A 14,230-nucleotide genomic window follows, 5' to 3' on the forward strand; every position below is an offset into this window, starting at 1 on the left:
TATCACTTCACCCCTGTGTACCCAAGTGACGTCCCATTGTCTGTAATAACTTTGACATTACCAGAGCTGAAATCGTCCCACGGCTTCAGCCATGTCATAAAATGCGGGAGGTTCACCGTGTACGGCTGGTGACGCACACACGGATCTTCCGGGTCAGGGAACAGAATCGGACGGAAACCACGGTTTTTATGGGAACCAATAGCACCGTAATGATCCCAGCGACGAACGGCGGCATCATAACTGACAGGTTTAAGGCGGTATCCGTACCGTCCTGGCATGATAGCTCGATGGAATCCGAACAGATCAGAAACCAAGTCTTCACCACTAAAGCCACTATCAGTGTACCAAGAGAAAGCCCGCAGGCTTTGCAAGCCTTCAAATCGAGCTGCTGTGTTCATCATCATCGCCAGCATGATTCTGTTAATATCTTCGGTACTCCGGCCACGTTTAATCTCCCAGCGAGAGAACTTGCCTACACCGAATTGTGAGTTGAATTTCACAAAGTGCATGTCCTGCCGATACATCACCATGTAGGAAGGTTTGCCGCTAAGCTCCCCCGCGATAAACTGGCTTTTAAGCTCCATGATATCACTACCCCGAGCGTGCCCCATGTCAACCCAGCCAAGCACCTCAGTATAAACGACACCCCTTCGCAAAACGTCAAACTGCGCACCATCCTTTATCTCCGCTCTGGTGCTCATCCTTTCATCTCCTTGAAAGATTTATGTTGCCAATGTTATAGCCTATTTTTAAGCCAGTCCAGACTGGCAGACAATAGCGAACCTAATGCCCGATTGGTGATACAGCACCAATCGGAGCGGAGCGACATCATCAGGGTTATGTCAGACAAGCGAGGTCCGTGGTACAGCCAAAAGTTCACCCGGCTTCGTGGCGGCACATTGCCCACAGCTTACGGGGAATGTTCATCACCTGCTTAGACCGTGCAGGGGTGCCAGAACAACGTATCGGAGCCATTACCGGACACACCGAACAGAAAGCGAAAACTGAAGCATTCAGAACCTATAGCAAAGGCCCAGGGATGAAGGAGCTATCGGAGTAAGTGGAGTTAGTAAGTTACGGTAATTTAGAATGAAAACAAGGGACAAGCCCTGCCCCTTTCACTACAGGAGAGTGCAGGAACATGGATTTACAAGCATGGGATAACGTTATCTCTATCGCTTCCAATGCAGTCACAACGGTTAGTGTGGTTGGGGGCGTTCTTTTTGGTAGGAGAAAGGTTAATGAGTGGTTGTCTCAAAAAATAGGGACAGAGCACATGATGCAACAATGCAATATATAAATGCTCTTGATAGTTTCTTATCATCAGTAATACAACTTGCATATTATACTTTGAACTACCAAGAATTAAGCAGCGGAAATACAGCACCAGATCGAATTCAAAAAACCATCAAAGTACATGAAGAAGTCAATAACAAATTCTCAGAATTGTTCAGGCTTCGGCCTTAATGTTCATGACTGTTCTGGTGCTGACGTTGTGGCTTTCTGCGATTGCACGAATGGTTTTACCTGCTGCGAGTTCTGCTTTAATGGCTTCACGATCAATAGAGCGACCTTTGCCCCGTCCGGTGATCCTGCCTGCGGCTTTTGCTGCTTCGTAACCTTCACGCTGGCGCTCCAGCATCGTTTCACGTTCCATCTGTGCGACTGCTGCCAGTACGGTCAGCATCTTATTACCTGCTGGAGAGTTCTTCCCGGTCTTAAAATCCTCTTTGTGGAACTGAACAACTACACCCCGTTCTGTTAACCGCTCAACCATTGCCAGCAAGTCAGCAGTGTTACGGCAAAGGCACAGGAAGACAGCGTTTCGCCTGTTGTAATAAAGCGAGGCAAATTGCAACGCAAGCAAAGTAGTGTAACGCAGTGATAACACCAGGATATTTCATGCAGATCCAGTGAGATTATTAGGCGGCTAATCGATCCACTCAGCGGATCTATAATAGAGCCGGGGATATTTTAAGCAGGAGGATGTAAACTGGGAGGATAAAGAGACGGGACACCTACGGGGGGCGGGTTGTGTAAGTATTTCCTGTTGTCTTCGACCTTATTGCACGTAAAATGACCAGACACATTTTGGAAAGGAGTCTTTAATGGATATTGCGTTGCTTAACAGGGGCTGGAACAGAACATGGTCAGATACCATGGTGAATCTGGAGGCCCGGAAACTAGTCGAAACAGCAAACCGGCTGTCAGCATTCTATTTGCAAGATGGTCTTACACGTATCAAGTTTGTCGAAGAGATAAAACAGGTTGTAGATAAAGAATTTGAAACTGCACGACGGGCCAAAACCGATGAAGAATGCATTGCATGCATCAAAAATCTGCGTGCTGAAACAGATAATCTACAAGAACAAGAACGCCTGTTAAGAACCAAAGCCGCACAGCTTTACGCGAAGGTCGAATTTGTCAGGGAAAACAATAAAATCGTCGGATACGTGATTTCGGCAATCCATATAGTGGTATCTGGAGCAGCATTATTTGGTGGGATGGTTATGATGTCCACTATGACCCCTGTTGGAGTTCTTGCAGGAGCAGTTTTATTTGTTGATGGTATTAACGGTATAACAAAAGAAGCAAGCCATCTTCGCTATGGTGAACAATCCAAATCGGAAGGAATTTTTGCGGATGGCGCAATGGAGACCGCGCAATTTATGGGGTTTAGCCCAAAAAGTGGATTAGCTCTTTATAATACGGTGACTCTAGGGGCGAGTGTCTATAGTATCTTCGGCTTAGCAAGGAAACCCGGAGCTTGGCGATTATTCCGTTGGCTGCCGCGTGATTACTACCGAAAAGTTGACACAATGAGCAAGCCTAAGCTAACGATGAAAATCGCTGGATATGGTGTCAAAGCGAAAGTCATTTTTGATCTTCTGGCTACTGATAACAGTACTAATTAAGATTTGTTCGCTCTACAGAATCGCCAAGATTTATAAGCAAGTACAGGCGGTTGTATAAAAATTGCAACCGCTGCGCCACAAGAAAGGCCAATAGCACCAGAGAAAACACTCTGCTCAGATGCGAACATCACAAGAAAAATGAATACAGCAAGGCAACCGGATACAACCCACACGGCAAGAATAAATCGCCTAGCCAGGTCCCTGATTGCATTCCCCAACGTTCCACCATAGCTTTCAACGTTGTTCTTTATCTTCTTCAAATCCGATGGTGTAAAGCCAGAACTCAACAAAGCCTCATCAGTAACATCCATATTGTCCTCTCCGCATTTCTTAACTGGCAATGGCACACATAATCATAGTGATGAACTTTACAGTAATCCACATGATGTTTGTGCAATGTATCAGCTTTCAGACAATAGAAGCCATAAAGCCCCGTTAGTGGTAGAAGCAACACGCGGAGCATAGCGACTGCAACAGGCCAACCTAGTTGGTTTCGCTTTGCGAAAGTCACCAGTGACCAAATCAGATTGTCAGGGGGATCACACCTTATCAGGGTGCTCGTGTACCTTTCGGAGCGTGAGCAAAGCGCTGGCAGAGCCGGATCTGTAGCTACACTATTCACCTGTTTACGTGGCTCATAGGGCCACACATCGGGCTTAAATGCGTGTGTTCAATCTGTTCGGGAGTTATGCCAGGTATGCGGCTTTTTGTTCGTTGTTGTACTATCGCGGTAAGAACCTGGAACCACCGCCAGCGTGAGGATATGTTCCCTTGTACCACAGACCTATCACGCGACAGGTACGGATATAGAACATTGGGTAGTTTTAGTTGTACCTGCTAAAGCAGAGCAACGTAACTAACTGATGAAATATAACTTCTTGATTTATAAGGAGACTGGAGCGGGCGAAGGGAATCGAACCCTCGTATAGAGCTTGGGAAGCTCTCGTTCTACCATTGAACTACGCCCGCTTTGAGGTGCGTAAGGCATTATAGACCTTACGCCTCTTCATACAAGCCTTTACCCCACTAAGTGGCGATTAAATAATCACTTAGCACTTCGGTTTACTGCCCTGCGCCGGAAGATAACGCTGCGGATCGATGGCCGTGGCCTTATAGCGGATCTGGAAATGCAGCTTCACCGTATCCGTCCCGGTACTGCCCATGGTCGCAATCTTCTGCCCCGCCTTCACGTTCTGGCCATTATTCACCAACATCGTGTCGTTATGCGCATATGCCGTAATGTAGTCCTCACCATGCTTAATCATGATCAGGTTACCGTATCCACGAAGCTGGTTACCGACATAGACCACCTTTCCGGCCCCTGAAGCGTAAACCGGCGTGCCGCGTGCGGCAGCGATATCAATACCTTTATTGCCCCCTTCCGAGAGCGAGTACGGCGCAACCACTTTTCCGCTTGCAGGCCAGATCCAGCAGCGCTGACCGACCGGCGGCCAGGATGATTTAGGCACCTGATAGGATGGCGTCACTTTGGCTGTTTTACGCGTTGAGGACTTATTCCCTGAGGAGGAACCGCCGTTAACCTTGAGCTTTTGCCCTATCTCAATGGTATAGGGTGGAGAAATATTATTCAGGCGCGCCAGCTCCTTCACGCTGGTCCCCGTGGCACGTGAGATGCGGTAGAGCGTGTCCCCGCGCTTAACGGTATAGACGGCACCGGAATAACTGCCCATATCCGAAGATTTACTCCCCGAGCATCCTACTATAAGTAGCGTCAGCGTCAGGCAGAAAACGGCAATGATCGGGTTTCTCGTCAGGCTTCCTGCAAACAAAACAGCTCCTCGGTCAGCGTGAATGGCGCACTATGATAGCAGCCCAAACTGATGCGGGTCATGCCCTTTTCCGCTCTGTGGGCCAAACCGTTCGCATAAGAATGCAGTATAATAATTCCGCTGATGGTGCTGAACCATTAAGCATTATGGCACTGGAGCATCAATGAGTATTCAAGAACACGTTATTTTGGTAAATGACCAGGGAAAGGTGATTGGCACTCAGGAGAAGTACGCCGCGCACACGTCACACACCCCGCTTCACCTGGCCTTCTCTTCATGGCTGTTTAACGCTAACGGAGAATGTCTGATTACCCGGCGCGCCTTAAGTAAAAAAGCCTGGCCCGGCGTGTGGACCAACTCCGTTTGCGGACATCCACAGGCCGACGAAGCGACAGAGCAGGCGATTATCCGCCGCTGCCGCTTTGAAGTCGGCGCCGAAATCACCGACATCACCCCCGTTGCCCCGGCGTTCCGCTACCGTGAAGCCGACCCTTCAGGGATCGTTGAAAACGAAATCTGCCCGGTCTATGCCGCCCGCGTAACGAATACCCTCGCAATCAATAGCGACGAAGTGATGGAGTATCAATGGGTGGAGCTGGACGCGCTCTTCCGCGCGCTGGACGCCACACCGTGGGCATTTAGTCCGTGGATGGTGCAGGAAGCGAACACTGCGCGCGAAAAACTCAGCGCTTTTGCGGCGCAATAAAAAAGCCCCGGCGATAAACGCACGGGGCTTTTTTTACGTCTTAACGGCTTATTTCACCGGACGCATCGCCGGGAACAGGATCACGTCGCGGATGGTGTGGCTGTTGGTGAACAGCATCACCATACGGTCGATACCAATACCCAGGCCAGCCGTCGGCGGCAGGCCGTGCTCCAGCGCGGTTACGTAGTCTTCGTCGAAGAACATCGCTTCATCGTCGCCTGCCGCTTTCGCGTTAACCTGATCCTGGAAACGCTGCGCCTGATCTTCTGCATCGTTCAGCTCGCTAAAGCCGTTACCGATTTCGCGGCCACCGATGAAGAATTCGAAGCGGTCAGTGATTTCCGGGTTCTCGTCATTACGACGCGCCAGCGGAGACACTTCCGCCGGGTATTCGGTGATGAAGGTCGGCTGAATCAGGTGCGCTTCGGCCACTTCTTCGAAGATCTCGGTCACGATACGGCCCAGACCCCAGCTCTTCTCAACCTTAATACCGATGCTTTCAGCGATCGCTTTCGCAGAGTCGAAGTTATCCAGATCCGCCATATTGGTTTCCGGACGGTATTTCTTGATCGCTTCGCGCATGGTCAGTTTTTCGAACGGCTTGCCGAAGTCGAACACTTCTTCACCGTAAGGGACCTGCGTGGTGCCCAGAATATCCTGCGCCAGGGTACGGAACAGGGATTCGGTCAGCTCGATCAGATCTTTGTAATCCGCATACGCCATATAGAGTTCCATCATGGTGAACTCTGGGTTATGACGTACGGAAATACCTTCGTTACGGAAGTTACGGTTGATCTCGAACACGCGGTCGAAACCACCGACCACCAGACGCTTCAGGTACAGTTCCGGCGCGATACGCAGGTACATGTCCAGGTCCAGGGCGTTGTGATGGGTGATGAACGGACGGGCAGAGGCACCGCCTGGGATCACCTGCATCATCGGGGTTTCTACTTCCATAAAGTCGCGGTTAACCATGAACTGGCGAATACCGGCCATGATCTGGGAGCGAATTTTGAAGGTCTTACGGGATTCATCATTAGAGATGAGATCCAGGTAGCGCTGACGATAGCGCGCTTCCTGATCCTGCAAACCGTGGAACTTGTCCGGCAGCGGGCGCAGGGCTTTGGTCAGCAGACGCAGTTCGGTACAGTGGATAGACAGTTCACCGGTCTTGGTTTTGAACAGTTTACCTTTTGCGCCCAGGATGTCGCCCAGGTCCCACTTCTTGAACTGCTCGTTGTAGATGCCTTCCGGCAGGTCGTCACGAGAGACATACAGCTGAATGCGGCCGCCAACGTCCTGTAAGGTCACGAAGGAGGCTTTACCCATGATACGACGGGTCATCATGCGGCCCGCCACGGACACTTCAACGTTCAGCGCTTCAAGCTCTTCGTTCTCTTTACCGTCGAAGTCTGCGTGCAGTTGGTCTGAGGTGTGGTCACGACGAAAATCGTTCGGGAACGGCACGCCCTGCTCGCGCAGCGCTGCCAGCTTCTCGCGGCGGGTTTTCAGTTCGTTATTAAGATCGACTACCGCGTCAGCGCCCTGTGATTGTTGTTCAGACATGTTGGTTCCTCATAACCCTGCTTTCAAACTTGCTTCGATAAATTGATCCAGGCTGCCGTCCAGCACCGCCTGCGTGTTACGGGTTTCAACCCCGGTACGCAGGTCTTTGATGCGGGAGTCATCAAGGACGTAAGAACGGATCTGGCTGCCCCAGCCGATGTCGGACTTGTTGTCTTCCATCGCCTGCTTCTCAGCATTTTTCTTCTGCATCTCCAGCTCATAAAGCTTCGCTTTCATCTGCTTCATGGCCTGGTCTTTGTTCTTATGCTGGGAACGGTCGTTCTGGCACTGTGTTACCAGCCCGGTTGGAATGTGGGTAATACGCACCGCAGATTCCGTACGGTTAACGTGCTGACCGCCCGCGCCGGATGCGCGGTAAACGTCGATACGCAGGTCCGCCGGGTTGATGTCGATATCGATATCCTCATCCACTTCCGGGTAGACAAACGCGGAGCTGAAGGAGGTGTGGCGACGGCCACCGGAATCGAACGGGCTCTTACGCACCAGGCGGTGAACGCCGGTTTCAGTACGCAGCCAGCCGTAGGCGTAATCGCCAATAATCTTAATGGTGACGGACTTGATACCCGCCACTTCACCTTCGGACTCTTCGATAATCTCGGTTTTGAAACCGCGCGCTTCAGCCCAGCGCAGGTACATGCGCATCAGCATGCTGGCCCAGTCCTGCGCTTCGGTACCGCCAGAGCCTGCCTGAATATCGAGATAGCAGTCAGCGCTGTCGTATTCGCCGGAGAACATGCGACGGAATTCCAGCTGCGCCAGCTTCTCTTCCAGCACGTCAAGCTCTGCCACGGCTTCGTTAAAGGTTTCTTCGTCGTCGGCTTCGACAGCCAGCTCCAGCAGCCCAGAAACATCTTCCAGACCCTGCGCCATTTGATCCAGCGTATCTACGATGGCTTCGAGGGAGGAACGTTCTTTACCCAGCGCCTGCGCGCGTTCAGGTTCGTTCCAGACGTCCGGCTGTTCCAGCTCGGCGTTTACTTCTTCGAGACGCTCTTTCTTGGCATCGTAGTCAAAGATACCCCCTAAGAACGTCAGAGCGCTCCGTGAGGTCCTGAATGCGGTTTTTTACCGGATTAATTTCAAACATGGTCTGTTTTCTTTTATGAGCTTGTCAAAATGCGGTGATAAGAGCGGGATTGTACCGAATCCACGCCCTTTTTTATAGAGATTACTGACGCTAAATTGGCCAGATATTGTCGATGATGATCTGAAGGGTGCGGTTACCGCGGAACTCGTTAATATCCAGCTTATAGGCCAGCTCAACCTCGCGCACGCCGTTGTCCGGCCAGATGGAGGTATCAACGTTAAAGGCGATGCCGTCGAGCAGCGGCCCGCCGCCGACCGGTTCCACCATCACTTTGAGATGGCGTTCGCCCACGATGCGCTGTTGCAGCAAACGAAAACGTCCGTCGAAAAGCGGCTCCGGGAACATCTGCCCCCACGGGCCGGCATCGCGCAGCATCTGCGCCACCTCCATGGTCATTTCAGCCGGAGAAAGCTCGCCATCAGAAACCACTTCACCCTGCAACAGAGACGGATCGATCCACTCGGTGACCAGTTCGCCAAACAGACGCTGGAACTCGTCGAACTTCGCCTCTTCCAGCGACAGGCCTGCCGCCATCGCGTGGCCGCCGAACTTAATCATCAGGTTCGGATGAAGCGTGTCGAGACGCTCCAGCGCATCGCGCATATGCAGCCCCTGAATGGAACGACCAGAGCCTTTCAGCGTGCCGTCCCCGGCGGGGGCGAACGCGATCACCGGGCGGTGGAAACGCTCTTTAATGCGCGACGCCAGAATGCCCACCACGCCCTGGTGCCATTCGGGGTGATACATCGCCAGCCCACCCGGCAGGTTATCGCCGCTGCGCTCCAGCTTTTCGCACAGGGTCAGCGCTTCGGCCTGCATCCCCTGCTCAATCTCTTTACGGGTCTGGTTGAGTGCGTCCAGCTCACTGGCCAGCACGCGCGCTTCGCCGATGTTGTCGCACAGGAGCAGCGCAACGCCAACCGACATATCGTCCAGCCGCCCCGCCGCGTTCAGGCGCGGGCCGAGGGCAAAACCCAAATCGCTTGCCGCAAGCTTCAGCGGATCGCGGTTGGCAATTTCCAGCAGCGCCTTGATCCCCGGACGGCATTTGCCCGCCCGAATGCGGCTCAAGCCCTGCCAGGTGAGAATACGGTTATTGGTATCGAGCGGCACCACGTCCGCCACGGTTCCCAGCGCCACCAGATCGAGATACTCCGCGAGGTTCGGCACGGCAATCCCGCGCGATTCGAACCAGCCCTTATCACGCAGCAACGTGCGTAACGCCAGCATCAGATAAAACGCCACCCCTACTCCGGCCAGCGATTTCGACGGGAAATCGCAGTCGCGCAGGTTCGGGTTAATGATGGCTTCGGCGTCTGGCAGGGTTTCTCCTGGCAGGTGGTGATCGGTGACCAGTACCGGGATCCCCAGCGCATGGGCATGATCGACCCCCGCATGAGAAGAGATCCCGTTATCCACGGTCATGATCATCTGTGCACCACGGGCATGGGCCTGATCGACCACTTCCGGGCTGAGGCCGTAGCCGTCTTCAAACCGGTTCGGCACCAGGTAAGCCACGTTATCGCAGCCCAGCGCACGCAGGCTGAGTACGCTCAGCGCGGTACTGGTTGCGCCGTCGGCATCGAAATCGCCCACCACGACAATCCGCGTCCCGTCACGGAACGCGTCGTAGAGCATTTCAGTCGCTTTTTCGATGCCACTCAGCGCTTGCCAGGGCAGCATGCCTTTAACGCTGCGCTCAAGATCGCTTGCCGTACGCACGCCACGGCTGGCGTACAACCGCTTTAACAGCAGCGGAAGCGTATCTGGTAAATCCGCGGTTTCAACCGCATCGCGGCGGCGCAGTTTTATCGGGGCTTTCACGCGAATTATTTACCACCCGTCTGTTTCTGGTGTTCGTCGAGGAACGCTTTCATCTCTTTTGGACCCTGGTAGCCCGGCACCACATAGCCGTTGCTCAGCACAATGGCTGGCGTACCGCTCACGCCAAACTGTACGCCAAGCGCGTAGTGGTTAGCGATGTCGATATCGCAGGAGGCGGGCTTCACGCCTTTGCCGTTCATCGCGTCATCAAAGGCCTTGTTGCGGTCTTTCGCACACCAGATCGCTTTCATATCCTGCTCAGGCTGGCTCTGCACGCCAGCGCGTGGGAAGGCCAGGTAACGCACGGTAATGCCCAGCGCGTTGTAGTCTTTCATCTCTTCATGCAGCTTGTGGCAGTAGCCGCAGGTGATGTCGGTGAAGACGGTAATGACGTGCTTTTCCTGCGCCGCTTTGTAGACAATCATCTCTTTTTCGAGCGCATTCAGGTTTTTCATCAGTAGCTGGTTGGTGACGTTCACCGGCTGCCCACCGCTCACGTCGTACATTGGCCCCTGAATGATGTGCTTTCCGTCTTCGGTCACGTACAGCACGCCGCTGTTGGTCAGCACCGTTTTCATGCCAGCCACCGGCGCTGGCTGGATCTCGCTGCTGGCGACGCCGAGTTTCGTCAGAGACTGTTTAATGGCGGCATCATCCGCATGGGCAAAACCGGAAACCGAAGCTGCCAGCAGGGTGAACAGCGCTAAAGACTTTTTCATATATGATCCTGTAACAATTCGTCGGCACTCACGCGCGAGGGTGGTGCTGTTGGTGTAGCTGCCGCAGGCGTTCCGTCGCGACATGGGTGTATATTTGCGTCGTTGAAAGATCGCTGTGTCCAAGCAACATCTGCACCACGCGTAAATCCGCGCCGTGGTTTAACAGATGCGTCGCGAAGGCGTGACGCAAAACGTGCGGCGACAGCTTCTCACTGTCAATACCCGCCAGTGTGGCGTAATGTTTAATGCGATGCCAGAACGTTTGTCGCGTCATCTGCTGCGCGCGCTGGCTCGGGAATAATACATCTATGGAGACGCCGTTCAGCAGCCACGGACGCCCGTGTTCCAGATACGTCTCCAGCCAGTAGACTGCCTCTTCACCCAGCGGCACCAGCCGTTCTTTGTTCCCTTTACCGATAACGCGCACCACGCCCTGACGCAGGCTGATATCGCTCATCGTCAGGCCCACCAGCTCAGAAACGCGCAAGCCCGTGGCATACAATAGTTCAAGCATGGCTTTATCGCGTAACTCCAGCGGAAGGTCAACTGCGGGCGACTGTAATAATCTCTCAACTTGCGCTTCGCTGAGATCTTTTGGCAGCCGCTGAGGCAGTTTAGGCGATGCCAGCAGTGCGCTGGGATCATCCGCGCGGATCTTCTCGCGGTAAAGGTGCTGGAACAGGCGGCGCATGGCGCTCAGCAGACGTGCGGAGCTGGTGGCTTTGTACCCCCCTTCCATCCGCTCAGCCAGTAACCCTTGCAGGTCATCGCTTTGTGCGCTTTCAAGCGTCAGCCCCCGGTGCGCCAGCCACTCGACCAGCAGAGTGAGATCCCGACGATAGGCGCTAAGCGTATTTTCAGCGAGGTTTTTCTCCAGCCACAGCGCGTCGAGAAACTGTTCGATGAGTGCGAGATCCTTTTCCACATCAACCCCTATGGTTCTGCAATCTGGCCATTATGCCTGATTGCCATCGGTTTCTGGTACACTACGCGCAAAGTCATAGCAAGAATTGAGATAGTTACGCGATGAATATTGGTCTGTTCTATGGTTCCAGCACCTGCTACACCGAAATGGCGGCGGAGAAAATTCGCGACATTATTGGCCCGGAACTGGTGACGTTGCATAACCTGAAAGATGACGCGGTTGCCTTGATGGAGCAGTACGATGTGCTGATTCTGGGTATCCCTACCTGGGACTTTGGTGAGATTCAGGAAGACTGGGAAGCCATCTGGGATCAGCTCGATTCAGTCAATTTTGAAGGCAAAATCATTGCGATGTACGGCATGGGCGACCAGTTGGGCTACGGGGAGTGGTTCCTTGACGCACTCGGCATGCTGCACGACAAACTGGCCCCAAAGGGCGCGACCTTTATCGGCTACTGGCCTACGGAAGGCTATGAGTTCACCAGTCAAAAACCGATTATTGCCGACGGTCAGCTGTTTGTCGGGCTCGCGCTGGATGAAACCAACCAGTACGATCTTAGCGACGAGCGCCTCCAGAACTGGTGCGAGCAGATTCTGGGTGAGATGGCCGAGCAGTTCAGCTGATTTACTCCTGCGTCGGCTGTTGCACGATCAACCGGCGCAGATCTCGCCACTCCGCAGGATCCATACTGTCTGCTGCCAGCCACAGGTGCTGGCGACGATTGTCCTCGACCCGACGCAGCCGTAGCATCATCCCGGTGTTGAGCATCCACGGCGTCCCTATCATTTCCCACTCTTTTCCCTGCCAGCGCAGGCGAGAATCCATCAGCAGCTTAATCTCACCCTGACGGGCGTTGATTCGACGCTGGCTGCGCACGCTGTCAAACACTACAAACGACAGCAAAAGCAGCCACAGAGGGGTATAGCTTAGCGGCCACGGCACCAATAACACCATTGCCGCGACCAGACCGTGGAGCAGTAAGGACATCCACTGTGAGCGCCACGAGACGCGAAGATCAGATTGCCACAGGACCACGTTCCTGATTCCGTGTTTGAATTAATTGCACCATCCGTTGCAACTCGGTGTCGGCGGGCTTGCCGTGATTCATCAGCCAGTTGAATAAATCCGGATCGTCGGACTCAAGCAGACGGACAAACAGGCGCTTATCGTCATCGCTTAAGCTGTCGTACTCATACTCGAAGAAAGGCATGATGGAGATATCAAGTTCACGCATGCCGCGACGGCACGCCCAGTGAATACGGGCCTTGTTGTTAATATCCATGTTCTGTTTCCTGCATTACGTTTGGCACAGTCGGTATCCCGTTCGGTATTCATTATTGCTCTTCGGGAACACCTGCTAGTGTAACGTGTTTTTGACCGTTTCTTTACTGGAATATTGCGAACCTCGAGCAAGCTTCCTGAATAATCCTTATAAAGACAGCGGATTACACTATTTTGCGTAGCGCCACGCATAACCGCGTAATGGCACGAATGGCCTGCTGAAAGCGCTTGCATTGAATACAGTCTCTTTTACCATTAGGTATTATCAAAGCGTTAAGCAATTCAGGACATCACTATGGCATTTACACCATTTTCTCCTCGCCAGCCCGCCGCCTCTGCGCGTCTGCCGCTGACGCTGATTACTCTTGATGACTGGGCACTGGCGACACTGGTTGGTGCGGACAGCGAAAAATACCTGCAAGGCCAGGTCACGGCGGACGTGGCGCAGTTGACTGAGCACCAGCATCTGCTGGCCGCGCATTGCGATCCAAAAGGAAAAATGTGGAGCAACCTGCGTCTGTTCCGCCGTCAGGACGGATTCGCCTTCATTGAGCGTCGCAGCCTGCGTGACGCCCAGCTTAAAGAGCTGAAAAAATACGCGGTCTTTTCTAAAGTCACCATCGCCCCGGACGATGAACACATTCTGCTGGGGGTAGCGGGTTTCCAGGCGCGTGCAGCGCTGAAAAACCTGTTTGCCGAGCTACCGGATGCCGGAAAACAGCTGATCAGCGAGGGAGAAACCTCCATTCTGTGGTTCGAACACCCTGCGGAGCGCTTCCTGCTGGTAACCGACGAAGCAACGGCGGAACGCGTCACTGACGCCCTGCGCGGTGAAGCACAGCTCAACAACAGCCAGCAGTGGCTGGCGCTGAACATCGAAGCGGGCCTGCCGGTTATTGACGCGGCAAACAGCGCGCAGTTTATCCCGCAGGCGACAAACATCCAGGCGCTGGGTGGTATCAGCTTTAAGAAGGGCTGCTACACCGGACAGGAAATGGTGGCGCGTGCGAAATTCCGCGGCGCGAACAAACGCGCCCTGTGGACGCTGGCTGGTCACGCCAGCCGTGTGCCGGAAGCGGGTGAAGATCTCGAGATGAAGATGGGCGAAAACTGGCGCCGTACCGGCACCGTGTTAGCCGCCGTCCAGCTCGATGATGGCCGCCTGCTGGTGCAGGTTGTCATGAATAATGATATGGAGCCCGACAGCGTGTTCCGCGTGCGGGATGATGCAAACACGCTCAGCATTGAGCCGCTGCCGTATTCACTGGAAGATTGATGCTGTATCGCCCGGTGTTGATATTCACCCTCTCCCTGTGGGCTGAGGGTTCCCCACAAATTAATGCGAGCACTGAGCAATCCCCTCGCCCCTCCGGGGAGAGGGTTAGGGTGAGGGGAA

The 14,230-nt window shown here is 53.6% G+C and carries 16 protein-coding genes, 1 tRNA gene and 1 pseudogene; 6 read left to right on the forward strand and 12 right to left on the reverse strand.

Annotated elements, in window-relative coordinates; genetic code table 11:
* Positions 1 to 2: 2 nt before the first annotated feature.
* Entirely contained in the window at positions 3 to 701 is a 699-nt protein-coding gene (locus ACOT1A_RS06215; RefSeq protein ID WP_046618721.1) for a hypothetical protein, read from the reverse strand.
* A 120-nt stretch (positions 702 to 821) separates the two neighbouring features.
* On the opposite strand from ACOT1A_RS06215, the pseudogene ACOT1A_RS06220 reads away from it, so the two are divergent.
* Together ACOT1A_RS06220 and ACOT1A_RS06225 are read left to right on the forward strand one after the other, a co-directional pair.
* Positions 822 to 1,060: pseudogene (locus tag ACOT1A_RS06220) on the forward strand (integrase); the annotation flags it as partial.
* 81 nt (positions 1,061 to 1,141) lie between these two features.
* Positions 1,142 to 1,300: a hypothetical protein gene (locus ACOT1A_RS06225; protein WP_154818291.1), complete on the forward strand. Its 159-nt coding sequence runs from the start codon at positions 1,142 to 1,144 to the stop codon at positions 1,298 to 1,300.
* A gap of 150 nt (positions 1,301 to 1,450) precedes the next feature.
* On the opposite strand, the gene ACOT1A_RS06230 is transcribed toward ACOT1A_RS06225, so the two are convergent.
* Positions 1,451 to 1,867, reverse strand: coding sequence for a recombinase family protein (locus ACOT1A_RS06230; RefSeq protein ID WP_235428713.1), 417 nt, complete (start codon positions 1,865 to 1,867; stop codon positions 1,451 to 1,453).
* 241 nt (positions 1,868 to 2,108) lie between these two features.
* Between ACOT1A_RS06230 and ACOT1A_RS06235 the strand changes: the two genes are divergently transcribed.
* On the forward strand, positions 2,109 to 2,915 hold the full coding sequence (locus ACOT1A_RS06235) for a DUF4225 domain-containing protein (protein WP_276169906.1): 807 nt from the start codon (positions 2,109 to 2,111) through the stop codon (positions 2,913 to 2,915).
* Here ACOT1A_RS06235 and ACOT1A_RS06240 read toward each other — a convergent pair.
* The 3 genes from ACOT1A_RS06240 to actS all read right to left on the reverse strand — a co-directional run bounded on the left by ACOT1A_RS06240 (position 2,912) and on the right by actS (position 4,705).
* A complete protein-coding gene (locus ACOT1A_RS06240; RefSeq protein WP_015673660.1) occupies positions 2,912 to 3,226 on the reverse strand; it encodes a hypothetical protein in 315 nt (104 codons plus the stop codon). The genes ACOT1A_RS06235 and ACOT1A_RS06240 overlap by 4 nt on opposite strands.
* A 584-nt stretch (positions 3,227 to 3,810) precedes the next feature.
* Positions 3,811 to 3,884, reverse strand: a tRNA-Gly gene (locus ACOT1A_RS06245).
* Positions 3,885 to 3,964: 80 nt separating this feature from the next.
* Positions 3,965 to 4,705, reverse strand: coding sequence for an amidase activator ActS (actS, locus tag ACOT1A_RS06250; RefSeq protein WP_023306883.1), 741 nt, complete (start codon positions 4,703 to 4,705; stop codon positions 3,965 to 3,967).
* A 163-nt stretch (positions 4,706 to 4,868) separates the two neighbouring features.
* Here actS and idi point away from each other — a divergent pair, with 163 nt between their 5' ends.
* Complete coding sequence (gene idi, locus ACOT1A_RS06255; RefSeq protein WP_022649301.1) at positions 4,869 to 5,411, forward strand: isopentenyl-diphosphate Delta-isomerase; 543 nt, start codon at positions 4,869 to 4,871, stop codon at positions 5,409 to 5,411.
* A gap of 48 nt (positions 5,412 to 5,459) precedes the next feature.
* Here the strand turns inward: idi and lysS are convergent, their stop codons facing one another.
* The 5 genes from lysS to xerD form a co-directional block, all read right to left on the reverse strand.
* Positions 5,460 to 6,977, reverse strand: a complete 1,518-nt coding sequence (lysS, locus tag ACOT1A_RS06260; RefSeq protein ID WP_022649302.1) for a lysine--tRNA ligase — start codon at positions 6,975 to 6,977, stop codon at positions 5,460 to 5,462.
* Between the two features lie 9 nt (positions 6,978 to 6,986).
* A protein-coding gene (gene prfB, locus ACOT1A_RS06265) for a peptide chain release factor 2 (RefSeq protein ID WP_096147815.1) occupies positions 6,987 to 8,085 on the reverse strand; the annotation gives its coding sequence in 2 pieces (ribosomal slippage) (positions 6,987 to 8,009 and positions 8,011 to 8,085; 1,098 coding nt in all).
* A gap of 90 nt (positions 8,086 to 8,175) precedes the next feature.
* Positions 8,176 to 9,909 (reverse strand): single-stranded-DNA-specific exonuclease RecJ, encoded by a 1,734-nt coding sequence (gene recJ, locus ACOT1A_RS06270; RefSeq protein WP_022649303.1) that lies wholly within the window; start codon positions 9,907 to 9,909, stop codon positions 8,176 to 8,178.
* A 5-nt stretch (positions 9,910 to 9,914) separates the two neighbouring features.
* Positions 9,915 to 10,628, reverse strand: coding sequence for a bifunctional protein-disulfide isomerase/oxidoreductase DsbC (gene dsbC / locus ACOT1A_RS06275; RefSeq protein WP_023306885.1), 714 nt, complete (start codon positions 10,626 to 10,628; stop codon positions 9,915 to 9,917).
* 28 nt (positions 10,629 to 10,656) lie between these two features.
* On the reverse strand, positions 10,657 to 11,553 hold the full coding sequence (gene xerD, locus ACOT1A_RS06280; RefSeq protein ID WP_003863442.1) for a site-specific tyrosine recombinase XerD: 897 nt from the start codon (positions 11,551 to 11,553) through the stop codon (positions 10,657 to 10,659).
* A gap of 101 nt (positions 11,554 to 11,654) precedes the next feature.
* Here xerD and fldB point away from each other — a divergent pair, with 101 nt between their 5' ends.
* Positions 11,655 to 12,176 carry a flavodoxin FldB gene (gene fldB, locus ACOT1A_RS06285; protein WP_023306886.1) on the forward strand — a complete coding sequence of 174 codons (522 nt, stop codon included), beginning with the start codon at positions 11,655 to 11,657 and terminating at the stop codon, positions 12,174 to 12,176.
* A 1-nt stretch (position 12,177) separates the two neighbouring features.
* On the opposite strand, the gene ACOT1A_RS06290 is transcribed toward fldB, so the two are convergent.
* Both ACOT1A_RS06290 and sdhE read right to left on the reverse strand, forming a co-directional pair.
* The gene (locus ACOT1A_RS06290) at positions 12,178 to 12,588 is read right to left on the reverse strand and encodes a protein YgfX (RefSeq protein ID WP_022649305.1); all 411 of its coding nucleotides are present in this window, start codon (positions 12,586 to 12,588) and stop codon (positions 12,178 to 12,180) included.
* On the reverse strand, positions 12,569 to 12,835 hold the full coding sequence (gene sdhE, locus ACOT1A_RS06295; RefSeq protein ID WP_003863437.1) for an FAD assembly factor SdhE: 267 nt from the start codon (positions 12,833 to 12,835) through the stop codon (positions 12,569 to 12,571). The genes ACOT1A_RS06290 and sdhE overlap by 20 nt, the downstream gene beginning before the upstream one ends.
* A 294-nt stretch (positions 12,836 to 13,129) precedes the next feature.
* Between sdhE and ygfZ the strand changes: the two genes are divergently transcribed.
* On the forward strand, positions 13,130 to 14,110 hold the full coding sequence (ygfZ, locus tag ACOT1A_RS06300) for a tRNA-modifying protein YgfZ (protein WP_161177536.1): 981 nt from the start codon (positions 13,130 to 13,132) through the stop codon (positions 14,108 to 14,110).
* Positions 14,111 to 14,230: the final 120 nt, after the last annotated feature.

It is taken from the genome of Enterobacter cloacae complex sp. SYL003 (assembly GCF_049236925.1).
Lineage (GTDB): Bacteria > Pseudomonadota > Gammaproteobacteria > Enterobacterales > Enterobacteriaceae > Enterobacter > Enterobacter intestinihominis.

Coding starts and splice junctions, on each gene's coding strand:
- sdhE (WP_003863437.1), bottom strand. CDS start 12,835: ATGGATATTAACAACAAGGCCCGTATTCACTGGGCGTGCCGTCGCGGC.
- ACOT1A_RS06240 (WP_015673660.1), bottom strand. CDS start 3,226: ATGGATGTTACTGATGAGGCTTTGTTGAGTTCTGGCTTTACACCATCG.
- ygfZ (WP_161177536.1), top strand. CDS start 13,130: ATGGCATTTACACCATTTTCTCCTCGCCAGCCCGCCGCCTCTGCGCGT.
- fldB (WP_023306886.1), top strand. CDS start 11,655: ATGAATATTGGTCTGTTCTATGGTTCCAGCACCTGCTACACCGAAATG.
- dsbC (WP_023306885.1), bottom strand. CDS start 10,628: ATGAAAAAGTCTTTAGCGCTGTTCACCCTGCTGGCAGCTTCGGTTTCC.
- ACOT1A_RS06215 (WP_046618721.1), bottom strand. CDS start 701: ATGAGCACCAGAGCGGAGATAAAGGATGGTGCGCAGTTTGACGTTTTG.
- ACOT1A_RS06235 (WP_276169906.1), top strand. CDS start 2,109: ATGGATATTGCGTTGCTTAACAGGGGCTGGAACAGAACATGGTCAGAT.
- ACOT1A_RS06225 (WP_154818291.1), top strand. CDS start 1,142: ATGGATTTACAAGCATGGGATAACGTTATCTCTATCGCTTCCAATGCA.
- idi (WP_022649301.1), top strand. CDS start 4,869: ATGAGTATTCAAGAACACGTTATTTTGGTAAATGACCAGGGAAAGGTG.
- lysS (WP_022649302.1), bottom strand. CDS start 6,977: ATGTCTGAACAACAATCACAGGGCGCTGACGCGGTAGTCGATCTTAAT.